Source organism: Spongiactinospora sp. 9N601 (assembly GCF_044326295.1).
GTDB classification, from domain to species: Bacteria; Actinomycetota; Actinomycetes; order Streptosporangiales; family Streptosporangiaceae; genus Spongiactinospora; species Spongiactinospora gelatinilytica.
In genome coordinates this window covers 447,809-459,968 of record NZ_JBIRBB010000002.1, presented here as the reverse complement: position 1 = coordinate 459,968, position 12,160 = coordinate 447,809, and the positions used below count along the sequence as shown (strand labels likewise).

At 67.5% G+C, this 12,160-nt stretch carries 12 protein-coding genes; 9 read left to right on the top strand and 3 right to left on the bottom strand.

Features of this window, described 5'->3' with window-relative positions; all coding sequences use genetic code 11:
• Positions 1-738 precede the first annotated feature (738 nt).
• Positions 739-2,142 carry an LVIVD repeat-containing protein gene (locus ACH34R_RS05735; RefSeq protein WP_397560223.1) on the bottom strand — a complete coding sequence of 468 codons (1,404 nt, stop codon included), beginning with the start codon at positions 2,140-2,142 and terminating at the stop codon, positions 739-741.
• Between the two features lie 232 nt (positions 2,143-2,374).
• On the opposite strand from ACH34R_RS05735, the gene ACH34R_RS05730 reads away from it, so the two are divergent.
• From ACH34R_RS05730 to ACH34R_RS05715, 4 genes are all read left to right on the top strand, one after another.
• The gene (locus ACH34R_RS05730) at positions 2,375-3,040 is read left to right on the top strand and encodes a DUF305 domain-containing protein (protein WP_397560222.1); all 666 of its coding nucleotides are present in this window, start codon (positions 2,375-2,377) and stop codon (positions 3,038-3,040) included.
• A gap of 279 nt (positions 3,041-3,319) precedes the next feature.
• The gene (locus ACH34R_RS05725) at positions 3,320-4,102 is read left to right on the top strand and encodes a hypothetical protein (protein ID WP_397560221.1); all 783 of its coding nucleotides are present in this window, start codon (positions 3,320-3,322) and stop codon (positions 4,100-4,102) included.
• 222 nt (positions 4,103-4,324) lie between these two features.
• The gene (locus ACH34R_RS05720) at positions 4,325-4,789 is read left to right on the top strand and encodes an SRPBCC domain-containing protein (protein ID WP_397560220.1); all 465 of its coding nucleotides are present in this window, start codon (positions 4,325-4,327) and stop codon (positions 4,787-4,789) included.
• Between the two features lie 36 nt (positions 4,790-4,825).
• Positions 4,826-5,383 carry a dihydrofolate reductase family protein gene (locus ACH34R_RS05715; RefSeq protein WP_397560219.1) on the top strand — a complete coding sequence of 186 codons (558 nt, stop codon included), beginning with the start codon at positions 4,826-4,828 and terminating at the stop codon, positions 5,381-5,383.
• On the opposite strand, the gene ACH34R_RS05710 is transcribed toward ACH34R_RS05715, so the two are convergent.
• Both ACH34R_RS05710 and ACH34R_RS05705 read right to left on the bottom strand, forming a co-directional pair.
• Complete coding sequence (locus tag ACH34R_RS05710) at positions 5,359-5,673, bottom strand: hypothetical protein (protein WP_397560218.1); 315 nt, start codon at positions 5,671-5,673, stop codon at positions 5,359-5,361. The genes ACH34R_RS05715 and ACH34R_RS05710 overlap by 25 nt on opposite strands.
• Positions 5,674-5,875: 202 nt before the next feature.
• On the bottom strand, positions 5,876-6,166 hold the full coding sequence (locus ACH34R_RS05705; protein ID WP_397560217.1) for a hypothetical protein: 291 nt from the start codon (positions 6,164-6,166) through the stop codon (positions 5,876-5,878).
• 224 nt (positions 6,167-6,390) lie between these two features.
• Here ACH34R_RS05705 and ACH34R_RS05700 point away from each other — a divergent pair, with 224 nt between their 5' ends.
• From ACH34R_RS05700 to ACH34R_RS05680, 5 genes are all read left to right on the top strand, one after another.
• Entirely contained in the window at positions 6,391-7,599 is a 1,209-nt protein-coding gene (locus ACH34R_RS05700; RefSeq protein WP_397560216.1) for a multiprotein-bridging factor 1 family protein, read from the top strand.
• Positions 7,600-7,820: 221 nt separating this feature from the next.
• Positions 7,821-9,221, top strand: a complete 1,401-nt coding sequence (locus tag ACH34R_RS05695) for a hypothetical protein (RefSeq protein ID WP_397560215.1) — start codon at positions 7,821-7,823, stop codon at positions 9,219-9,221.
• Positions 9,222-9,239: 18 nt separating this feature from the next.
• The gene (locus ACH34R_RS05690) at positions 9,240-9,719 is read left to right on the top strand and encodes a hypothetical protein (RefSeq protein ID WP_397560214.1); all 480 of its coding nucleotides are present in this window, start codon (positions 9,240-9,242) and stop codon (positions 9,717-9,719) included.
• A 741-nt stretch (positions 9,720-10,460) separates the two neighbouring features.
• Complete coding sequence (locus tag ACH34R_RS05685; protein WP_397560467.1) at positions 10,461-11,066, top strand: TetR/AcrR family transcriptional regulator; 606 nt, start codon at positions 10,461-10,463, stop codon at positions 11,064-11,066.
• Positions 11,063-11,908, top strand: a complete 846-nt coding sequence (locus tag ACH34R_RS05680) for an NAD(P)H-binding protein (RefSeq protein ID WP_397560213.1) — start codon at positions 11,063-11,065, stop codon at positions 11,906-11,908. The genes ACH34R_RS05685 and ACH34R_RS05680 overlap by 4 nt, the downstream gene beginning before the upstream one ends.
• Positions 11,909-12,160: the final 252 nt, after the last annotated feature.

The window sequence follows — 12,160 nt, the reverse complement described above, 5'->3', positions numbered from 1 at the left end:
ATCTGTCGAGATGACAGCGGCGGAGGTTACGGAACCGTTGGGTGCGCGCGATCGCAGGGTGATGCCGATCGCATGGCGATCCGTCACCGAATCACCACATATCAGGTCCGGCCACCCCCGAATCCCCCCTCCGGCCCATGCCCATGCGACGCCGGAGCCGAGGCCCGATCCGCTGTGGTGCCTCAGCCTGGCGAGCAAGGCGGCACGGCCCCTGACCGCTGTCTATGCAGAGGTCAGTACCTCGAACGTGGACCTACGACACCGGCGTCAAGTGGGGCGTCCACAGGATGCGGCGTCGGCCGCCACGGCGCCCTCGGGCCGGTCAAGTGTCACGGCGGATCGGTCGAACTCCGCCACAGCACTCATTCAAGTAAGGCCACAAGTGCAGGTGCCGTCGAGAGCGGGGCCGGGCCGCCGACCCTCGAAGGGACCTGCCACCAGATGGACGGCCTCGAACCCACGGTCGGACACCAGAAAGGGACACCAGAAAGAACGAGGCCCGACCAACGATCTTGGGAACGGGCCCCGCACTGTGGGCGTGCGCGACCGCCGCCCCCCCGGAACCGGATGCCGGTAAAGGCCGAGCGCCGATCATCAATCCAGGGAATGGGACCGCCGTGGTGTGGGCGGGCTCGGAACCCAGGGTCGGATGCCGGTGGAGAGGCGAGGGCTGATGGCCGATCCTGGGAGCGGGCTGCGGGAAGGGGCGGGCTCGGTCCCAGGATCGGGGTGAGGGGGTCAGTCCCAGGGCCAGCCGTGGCCGCGGTCGGGGTAGGACTGCTGGGTTTGGACGTTCAGGGTGCGCATCCTGACGCCGTTCGCCTGGTTGGTGCGCTTGTCATTGATCTTCAGGATGTCGAAGCCCTTGTTGAACTCGCTCCCGTAGATGTACCCGTTGTAGTAGTACGCCGACCAGTACCCCGCGCTGAACGGTACGGAGAACGGGCCGCGTTCAAAGTAGGCGATCTCCTGGGGGCGGGCCGAGTCGGTGAAGTCCCAGACCGAGATGCCGCCCTGGTACCACGCCTGCACCATGATGTCCTTGCCCTTGACCGGGATCAGGGAGCCGTTGTGCGCGACGCAGTTCTCGGTGTCGGCCTGGTGGCGCGGGATCTTGAAGTAGCTCTTGAAGACCAGCCGGCCGCGGTGGATCTCGTAGATCGCGTCCGCGCCGCGGGTCGGTCCGGTGGCCTCGTTGCAGGTGGCGCCGCCGCCTCCGCCGAGTTCGTCGGTGAACACGACCTTGTTGCCGCGGTTGTTGAAGGTCGCCGAGTGCCAGAAGGCGAAGTTCGGGTCGGTGGTCCTGGCCGTGACCCGCGGGTTCTCCGGGTCGGAGATGTCGAACAGCACGCCGTCGCCCATGCAGGCGCCCGCCGCGATGCCCTTCTCCGGGTAGGCGGTGATGTCGTGGCAGCCCGTGGTCGGGAGCAGCAGGCCGGGCTGCGTCTCGTTGCCGCCGTCGGGGAAGACGACGGGTGTGCTCACGATGGCCGCTTCAGTGGGCTTGTTCAGCGGAACCTTGACGATCGTGAGCTTGTCGTGCGGCGGCTGGCAGTTCGGGTACTCGGCCGCCGGCAGGTAGGAGGAGATGTAGATGTAGACGGCCTTGCGCCGCCGGTCGGGGACGAGCGTGTGCGTGTGCGATCCGCAGTCGGTCTCGACGGACTTGATGTACCTCGGGTTGGCCTTGTCACTGATGTCGAAGATCCGGACGCCCTCCCACGACGAGGCGATCGTCGGGCTCTGGGAGGTGCTGTTGCACGAATCGTCGCTCCTGGAGGCGTCCACCGACCCGAACAGCAGGTTGCCGTAGACGGACACGTCCATCTGTGAGCCCGGGCACACGACCGAGCTGACCGCGGCGGGCCTTCTGGGGTTGCGGATGTCGTAGATCGAGAACCCACCGTAGTTGCCGACATAGGCGTAGTCGCCGCTGAAGGCGATGTCGGTGTTGATGGTGTTCGTGATCGGCGTCGGCTTGGGGATGTTGGCGACGTGAGCCACGTTGGGGCTCATCACGATCTCTTCAGGCCCTGGGATCTCCAGGGCTTGTGCGGGCAACGCCGGCAGCACGAGTGCCGCCGCCGCGCCTATCGCGGCGACCGCCTTAGCTGCCAAACCGGCCCTTATGAGGGTGAACACGAAGGACCTCCTTGCTCCCACACACACCGTGTATGTGCACAGAAATACGCCGAGTCTTCCGCAGATTGCGTGGGACAGCTAGGAGGCAACGTGTCAAGAAATGTACTTGTCTGCCACCTTTACGAGATGCGATGTATGGGGTTATGGTGCATGCTCGGCATGTCATGCGCGGCAATTCGGTCGTACACGTTAAGTCACAATTAACGGCCCGGCGATGGATTGAGGAGGTGACGTGCGTCCCACGTCCTCCCCCTTCGCCGTACTCACCGCACTCGCCCTGTCAACCGCACTGACCAGCGGATGCGCCGCCACGCCCACGACCACCCGGCCCCCGTACACCGCCGCCGCGACCGCCCCGGTGATCGCCCCCGGCGAGCCGGGTGAGGCCGCCAGGACGCTCGCCCCGCACGAGGCGGCGACCGCAGTCCCGGCGCCCACGGCGAACGCGGCCGATGTCCGGTTCGTCCGGGACATGGTGATCCACCACCGGCAGGCCATCGACCTGAGCCTGCTCGCGCCCGCGAGGGCGTCGTCAGCCGCGCTTAAGCGCCTGGCCGCCCGGATCGAGGACGTCCAGGGCCCCGAGATCGCCATGATGGCCGGCTGGCTGCGCGAGCAGGGCCAGCAGGTGCCCGGCCATCACGCCGCACACCAGGGCATGCCGGGCATGGCCACCCCCGCACAGGTGGAACAGTTACGGACGGCCTCGGGCACGGCCTTCGACCGGCTGTACATCAGCCTCATGACCGCCCACCACCAGGGCGCGATCACGATGGCCGCCAAGGTCATCGCGGCGGGTTCGCACCCCAAGGTACGCGAGATCGCCGAGGACATCTCCGTCACCCAGACCGCCGAGCTGCACCGAATGGCCCGCCTGGCACCACCTGCCCGCGACTGAGCCGGGCCGCCGGCCTGGCGGACCCCGCGCCGGCCTTCGACGGGAAAGCGGTCACTTTCATATCCCACTTTCTGATTAGTGGTTGTCGATTGTGCGAGCTATGTCGTGGCCCCTTTGCTAAATGCCCCTTGGTGGACACATCGAGCTAGTGACGTAGGTGAGCCCGCAGCAGATGCTGGAACGTGCCATTCCAGACGTAAGCCGCCATGACCAGGCGTCTTGGCGCGTGTCATGCGGTCATCAGATCATCGGATTCGCCATTTCCATGCAGAGAAGGCAATGGCCGGGATCGAGAACCGGCGTCTCACGGAAGATCCGTCCACCGATTATCCGCCGTCGCCTGAGCCCCGGGAGACCTGGCCGTTGCCCGGCGGGGTGGCGTGGGTCTATCCGGCACCCCGGCACAGGGTGCTGACCCGGCCCGTCGTACCGGCCGACGGGTTCTCGCCGGGGCATCGTCGGGTACGACGAGCGCAGCGCGGCCATCCAGGACAACGCTTCAGCATGGGCGCCCTGGTCACCGGTTACGCGCTGACGAAGATGGAGTACGACCGGCTCCTGCGCGGCGAGGTGGGCACGTACGTGTCGTTCGGCAGCCCGCACCGCGGCGCGTGGATCCCGATCTCGCTGCAAGCGCTGGCGCATGTGGCCGAGTCGATCGCGCCTAAGCTGCGCGAGCAGGTCAACAGCCCCGCCGCCCGTCAACTCCTGGCGCTGCACACCGAGACGTTCGTCTCAGACCCCGCCCAGGACCCGCTTCGCGAGCAATTCCTGAACGAGCTGAGCGGGTACGGTGACTGGCCGCGGCAACCCGTCAAGCTCGGCATCGCCAACGGCGCGGGCAACGGCGTCGGCAACGGGATCCCGCCCGGCGCGCTCACGCTGAGCAGCGAGACGGCGAACCTGAGGCTGCGCCTGTACGCGCAGGACAACACCGATGACTTCGTGGTCGCCGCACTGCGGTTCCTGACCCAGACCCTTGAGAAGAAGACCAGCGGACTCCCCCGCGCGGACTCGGCTCCCGGCGGCACGCCGGCCTCCTTCGGCACCGCGGCCGAGTAGGAGGATCCCCGCCTGCCCGCTGACGCAAGGCGGGGCGCGACTTCCAAGGCGCGAACGGCCCGGCTTCCCGGTCCTTCGCGCCTTGTCCTTTTCACCGGGGCAAGGGCCGGGCGCACCGGACCTTAAGGACTTCTAAGCGGAACCGTAAGCGGCTCCCGGCAATGTACGGAGTGGCCGGAGGGGATCCGGCGAGCCACCGGAAATCCGGGAGGGACGACCACGATGCACAGTGCCGAGCAGGAGATAGTCCGTGATCTCGCGGCCGGCCCGGACCAGGTCTACGCCGCCTGGACCCGGCCGGAGCGCTTCGCGCGCTGGTTCGGTCCGCGCATCTTCGCGACGCCGGCCGAACGGGTCGTGCTGGACGTCCGGCCCGGAGGCACATGGCAGGCCACGATGCTCGGAGAGGACGGCTTCGAGATCACGATCGGGGGCGTCTACCGTGAGGTGGCAGGGCCGTACCGGCTGGTGTTCACCACGGGCGACCCGGACGATCCCGGCGACGGGCCGGCGTCCGTGGTCACGCTCACGCTGGAGGAACACGCGGGCGGCACGAGAATGCGCGTCCACCTCGCCGCCGTCGGCAACGGCGGCCGGGAACGCGCGGAACAGACGCGGGAAGGCTGGCTCGAACTGATCGACCGGCTCGCCGAACACGTGCGGGCCTCGGCCTCCCGCGTTTCCTGACGTACCACAAACCGAATTCTTGGAAGGGACCGAATCATGGGCAAGATCATCAACGCCACGTACATGACCCTCGATGGCGACATCACCAACATGCAGGACTGGCACTTCGACTACTTCGGCGAGGACGCCGGGCGGTCGGCGCAGGAGCAGATGCAGGGCACCGACGCCCTGATCATGGGGCGCGAGACGTACGAGGGCTTCGCGCCGGCCTGGTCGGAGCGCGCGGGGGCGGATGAGTTCTCAGACCGGATGAACTCGATCGCGAAGTACGTCGTCTCCAACACGCTGAAGGACCCGAGCTGGAACAACTCGCACGTCATCTCCGGTGACGTGGTCGCGCAGATCCGGGAGCTGAAGGAGAAGACGGAGGGGAACATCCTGCAGTACGGCTTCGGCCCGGTGACCCGCCTGATGCTGGAAAACGGCCTGCTGGACGAGGTGCGCATCTGGCTGCACCCGGTGCTGTCCGGCAAGGCCAAGCCGAGCGAGCTGCTCTACCGCGACGCGGTGCAGCGCAAGTTCACGCTGACGGGCACCGACGTCCACAGCACCGGCGTGATCATCCTCACCTACGCCCCGGTCCCCGCCGAGTAGCCCTTGGGCGGTGGCCTGTGCCCGGGGATTCGTCGGCACAGGCCGCCCCGCCGGCCGTCAGGCCGCGCCCCCCTGGCCAGGATGCCGAGCTGTACCGTCAACGCGGCCACCAGCTCATACGGCCCCGGCCGGGCGAACTCGGACAACACCCCCGCCGCCTTCTGCTCCGGGCTCGGCGGGACGTGCTTGCTCGCCCACCACCATCCGTTCTGCACGACGATCCGCCACCCGGGGTAGGTGCTCTCGATCGCGGCCAGGTGGGCGCGCTCCCACGGGCTCAGTTGGTCCATTGCACCGCCTTTCGTGAAGGGCGCGGGCGGGCGGACCCGGGGTGGGGCCTCGGTACGCCCGCCCGCGCCGGGCGCGGTACGGCCCCGGGGGTGATGGGAAGGAGGGGCCGCCGCGCGGTCTGCGTCGTCTATGCGGCGGGCCACCGACGGCCCGCCGTACGGTACGACGACGCCCGCACCCTCACCACGCCGCCGTACCCGCTCAAAGGACGATCTCCCAGGCGTCCCCCGCCACCGAGACCGTCACGCCGTCGCCCCGGTACGCGGTGACCAGCGTGGTCCCGTACCGGTAGTCATAGATCGCCCCGCGCGTCGCGGGAGCCAGGCACGCGTACCGGACCCGCCCCCGCCCTGCCGGATAGGTGTCCAGCTTGGCCAGCATGTACTTCTCGGCGGCGGCCTCGTCCTTGGTGACACCGCCCGCACCACGGTCGCCGGCGTCCACCTCCCAGACCACGAGCAGCCCGTCGTCCCTGGCGGTGTCTCCAGGCATGCCCCCTATGGGCACTGTGGGTTTATCATCGCCCACGGGTCGCAGACCTCCTCTGCGATCAAGGCCCCGGCCGGTGGTGAGGTCACCGCGCCAGGGCCGCTCTGCGTTTCGGGTTGGTCACCCTCAGTGAATCGGTGGCGGCGAACAGTGGGCGAGAGGAAGGATGGGAGCACAAGGGGAGAGCCTGCGGCCCCAACCGTCCCCGGCGAGAGGTACATCGCGATATGTCCGCAGATTCCGCACCCAACGAATTCGGCGCTCGCCTGCGCGAACTGCGGGAGGCTCCCCCGTACTGGTCCCGCTCCGACCTCGCCCGGCGTATCCGCGAGACCGCACATCCCGACGACGAGATCCCCCACGTCGCAAGCCTGGTCGCCTCGATCAAGCAGTGGGAGAGCGGACAACATGTGCCCGGCCGCAAGTACCGCCCGCTGCTCGCCCGCGCCCTCGGCAGCAGCGAGGCAGGGCTATGGAACAACGACGCCGCTGCCGCCTCACCCCTTCTGCCTTCACTCCCCCCGGAAAACGTGGCCGGAGGGGATTATGTGGCGGCATTACGCGAATCCTGCCAAGCACTCGTGACCTTGGACAACACGGTCGGGGGCACTGCACTCGTGCCTGTGGCGGTACGCCTCGTCAGCCGCGCACACGCCTATCTGGCCTCCGGTCGGCACCTGCCGCAGGTCGAACACGACCTGGAAGCGGCCGTGGGCGAGGCCGGAGAGATCGCCGCGTGGCTCGCCTATGACGCCGACCAACAGGAACTGTCCCGCCGATTGATCAACGAGGCGCTGACCGTGTCCCGCCTGGCGGGCGACAGAGCCGGTGAACTCCTCGGACTCTCGCACCTGGCCATGCAGAGCATCTATCTGCGCCGCTCGCGCGAGGCGCTGAAGATCGCTGACCGGGTGCTGGGGGGACAGCGCCTGTCCGGTCGTACGACAGCGCTGTTCCGCATCCGGCAGGCCCGGGCCCTGGCACAGCTAGGCGACCTGCCGGCGGCGCGTGACGCACTGCGCCACGCCGAGGCCCTCATCTATGCAGGTACCGACGCCAAGGACCCGGCGTGGACCTGGTGGATCGACCCGCACGAGCTGATGTGGCATCGCGCGATGTGCCACGCGGACACCGGCCAGTGGGAGCACGCCGTCGAAGCCGCCGCCACGACGGTGGAGACGTGCCGACCCGGCGGAGCCCGCTGCGCCTTCAACGACCATGCCCACTTCCTCGCCGCCCTCGTCCACGCCCACGCGTGGCAGGAGGCCGAACCAGTCGTCGCCAAGTTGATCGACCAGGCGTCCGAGGTCGGATCGGCCCGTACCGAGAACCTGCTCCGCCACCTCACCGACCGGATCACCGTCACCAAGGGCCCTTCCTCCACGCTCACCGACAGCGCGGAACACCTACGGCAGACACTGTCGGCCACCGCCTGACCTCACTGTGCCTCCTAGACAAAACGACACGCGCGAAAAGACCAGGTACGGGGCGCAGCCGAGTACGTCGGGCGGCGACGGAAGTGCATTACCACCTTGCGCCATAGGACAGCCACATGAAGTGAAGCGGTGGCAGAAAGCAGCAGGCCAGGGGCAGGATTGAGCAGAGAAGGGCGGCCTTGACAGCGTCCGCCATCCCCCGGTGAGAGGTTCGTCGGAACATGTCCGCCGATGAGACTTTTGGCATCCGCCTCCGCAAGTTGCGCGAAGCACCCCCGTACTGGTCCCGCTCCGACCTCGCCCGACGTATCCGCGACGCCGCGCATCCCGACGACGACATCCCTCACGTGCCGAGCCTCGTCAGCTCGATCAAGCAGTGGGAGAGCGAGATCCATATGCCAGGGCGCAAGTACCGTCCACTACTGGCCCGCGCGCTCGGCGTATCCGAGGGCGAGCTGTTCGGCGACTCGCCTCCAATGGCCCTGGAAACATCGATGCCAGAAGCGTCCGGCCTCCCGTGGGTATGGGAGCCTGGCGCTGTTTCCCGGGCCATCCACGAGGCGACCATGCATGATCTGACGCTCGACCGCCGACAGGCCACCAAGGCGCTGACCGTCGTAGTCGGTCTTCCCCTCATCGATCCGGTACAGCGCCGGCTCACCGCCTTTTCCCCTGTCCTCCCTCATCACGCCGCACGGAGCCGCATCGGGATGGATGAGATCGCTCGGCTTGAGACGGCCGCCGAACACTTCCGAACATGGGACCACAGCAGCGGTGGCGGCCTGGCGCGGAAAGCCGTAATAGGCCAGCTCAACGACGTGGCCGACCTGATCAAAGACATCCACCCGCACCAGATCACACGACGGTTGTACGGTGTCATGGCGCGGCTGGCGAAGACCGCCGCGAACATGTCCTGGGACTCCGGCATGCAGCAAATGGCACAGCGCTACTACGTGCTCGCGCTCCAAGCTGGACGCGTGGCCGACGACCGGGGCTTCGGTGCTGGCGTATTGGCATCAATGGCCCGACAGCTCTTGTATCTGAAGAAGCCGGGCGACGCACTGGAATTGGTCCGGCTCGCCCTGGATGGCACGCGCGCATCCGGAGCCGAACGTGTTCGGGCCATGCTGCATACGCGTGAAGCCTGGGCATATGCCGGCCTCGGCCGGATCGAGGCATTCCGCCGCGCCACCGCCGCCGCAGAAGATGCCTATGCTGCCAGCGGCGGGGACGACCCTGACTGGCATACCTCCTTCGATGAGGCGGAACTCGCCGGTGTGACCGGTGGTCGGTACCTCGACCTGGCCCTGGCCAATCCACATTTCGCGCCCGAGGCGGTGAGCCACATCAAACGTGCGATCGAGTTGCGCGCCCAGCGCTTCCGGCGCAGTTTCGCCCTCGACTACGCAGGGCTGGCGCACGCGTACGTCATCAACGGTGAACTGGACGCCGCTGTGATCATGGCGGAAACGGCAATCAGCGCGTCCGGACAGGTCGCCTCCGGGCGGGTCCACGCGCAGCTCCAGGATCTCACCCAAGTGCTCGCCGACCAGAAAGCCCCTGGTGTGGCAGAACTACGTACACGGCTTCAGGCGACCCTCACGAGTAAGGCGCCCCGTTAGGACCAAGGGAGCACGAATATGCGCATCGGTGTCACCGGCCATATGAACATCACCCCGGACACGAGCCGCCTCGTGTACGAGGCAATTCTCGCCCACCTGCACGACCGGGCTGGAACGCCGTTGGCCGGGGTGTCGTGCATCGCGAGAGGCGCCGACTCGGTGTTCGCCGAAGCGGTGCTCGCTGCCGGGGGCGAACTGGAGGTGGTGTTGCCCTCTCGCGACTATCGGGAGGCGAAGGTGAAGCCCGACCACGCGGAACAATTCGACGCACTTATCGCGCGAGCTGGCCGCGTCCGGGTGATGGACTTCGACCAGGCCAGCCGGGACGCATATGTGGTCGCCAACGAGACGGTACTGGGCAGCGTGGACGAACTGATCGCGGTGTGGGACGGACGCGAGGATTATGGCAAGGGAGGCACCGCCGACGTGGTCGCCGTCGCACGCCGTCGTGGCCTGCCGGTCACGGTGATCTGGCCACGCGGAGCAGCGAGGGCATAGCCGCCTTTTACAGCGAGCGTTTTGCGGATGCCGTCTGCTTAAGACTCGCTGAGCGATGGACCGGCTATGCAGGCCATGACGTTTTCGAGTCTCGGAGTGGAAGCCAAAGGCCGGTTTCTGGATCTCACCATCAGCACGTAAACATCGGGCTTGCTGTACTGGGACCGAGACCAGGACTTACGGCACATGACGAGCCCCGGCGTCGGGCGGAGCCCGACACAGGAAAAGCGTCCGAGCGACAGCGAGGGCCACGCCTTCAGGCACGCGGGAGCGCGCGTCGGTCAAGGGGCGGGCATTGGGGTCGGGGTGAGGGCGGCGCGGATGGCGCCCGCCGAGCGGCGTCAATGGCGGAGGTCTTAGGGGATCGGGAGTTCGGCCAGGTCGAGGCGGAACTTCGGGCCTGGGTGGACGCCCGTGCCTGGACGACCGGTGAAGGGCCAAGGCGCTGTTCGACGCGGGGGTCGGATGGCTGCGGGGAGCGGCAATGAGAGATCACGATTGCGGGCCGCTTCCAGCGCCTCCCAGGGTCCGCGCCTCCGCGGCCGACCCCGCCGGTCGACCTCGCGGGCCTGACCTCCCGCGGTTTCTCCCGGTCTCCGCCTTGGCCGGCTTGACCGAGCTGCGGTCTGTGCCAACGCCTCCGTCATTCCATGAGTGACGGAGGCCCCCGGGCGGTGGGCTCGCTGATACACGCCCCACAATCGGTACCACCATACCGGATTGTGATACGGTTCAGCGGTGATGACGGAGGAGCGCAAGGTCAGGCGTGCCGGTGGGCGAAGGCGTCAGGATGTGCTGAAGCACGTGGTCGAGGTGTTGATCGAGCGCGGGTTTCACCAGACGCGGTTCAAAGACGTGGCCGCGGCGAGTGGTGTGGCGGTCAGCACGCTGCAGGTGTACTTCGGCTCGCGGGAAGACATGCTGGTCGAAGCGCTGCGCACGTCCACCGAGGCTGAGGTGGCCGCGATGCGGGTGCAGGCCGGGGAGCGCGATGATCCCTGGGATCGGCTGGTCGGTCTTGTCGATCGCGGCTTTGCAACGCCGGTGCCGGTGTGGCGCATGCTGATGGAGTTCTGGAGCGCGGCGGCCCGCGACGAGGAACTGCGCGGGCACAGCCACCGGTTGCAGGCCCTCTACCGCGCTCCGTTCGTGTCCGCGCTGGGCGAGGGAATTCGCGCAGGGGCGTTTCGTACCCGGTTTGACGTTGAGGTGCTCGTCGACCTGATTGTCACCACGTTGGATGGTTTGCTGTACCCCCGTGTTCTGGGTCAGCCGCGGCCGTCTGATGACGGTCTGCGTGAGCTGCTGCTGGAGCAGTTGGCAACGACGTTGGAGGTAGAACGATGAGTGTCCTGGTAACCGGAGCGACCGGGAAGGTGGGGCGCCGGGTGGTGGAGCGGCTGGAGCGCCGGGGGATACAGGTGCGGGCCGCATCCAGAAGCAGTGCGACGCCGCTGGACTGGTGGCACCCGGCGGGATGGGCCGACGCGCTTGAGAACGTTGATCGGGCGTTCGTGGTCGTGCCCGGCGGAGACGACGGCCACCGGTCCGTGCGCGGCCTCGGCCATCAGGTGATCAAATTCCTGGACGTTGCCGAGGCGGCCGATGTCGGCGCAGTGGTGTTGATGACGGCGATGGGCATGGAATACGCGCCGGCGGAAGTAGAGCAGCGTGCCGTGGAACTCCACCTGCAATCTGGCGGAATGCACTGGACGATCCTCCGTCCGAACTGGTTCCACCAGAACCTGACTGAAGGAATCCTGGCTGATCTGGCCGCCGCCAACAACGGCGTGCTGGCCACACCGACCGGCGAGGCGGCAGTCGGTTTCATCGACGCCGCCGACATCGCCGAGGTCGCGGCCGAAGTCATCGCCGGCGCGGCCACCGATGAGCACCACGGGCGCGAGTACACGCTGACCGGACCGAAAGCACACACCTTCGCCGAGGTCGCCGCGCTGTCGGCGGCCACGGGTGGGCCGCTGACCGGCTACCACCCGGCATCCGACGAAGACTTCCGCGAGCGCACGGCCGGACTCGGCTGGGCCGAGGAATACATCGACACGCTCAGCGGCCTTTTCAGCATCATCGCGTCCGGCGCCGCGGCCCGGGTCACCGGCGACGTCCTCGATATCCTGCAGCGCTGCCCATCGGACATCGAAGAATTCTTCAACACCATTAACAGACAGTGAATCTTTTTCAACCTCAAGCTCCCTGGTCAGGGGTGGTAAGCGAGACGCCGTAGCCGTATGACCAGGCGTCCTGCCGGGGCACCAGCCCCGGCCTGAGCCCGATGGAGACGCCTTTGACCTGGTCCAAGCGACCGGTTGAAAAAGGCCCCAGTGACGCGGCAGTCGGCGGAATCCGCGGCCACGCCACCAGGTCGCCGCCGCACTCCGTCATTCTTCATAACTGGCGGACCTCGGGCCGCCCCCAACGAGGAC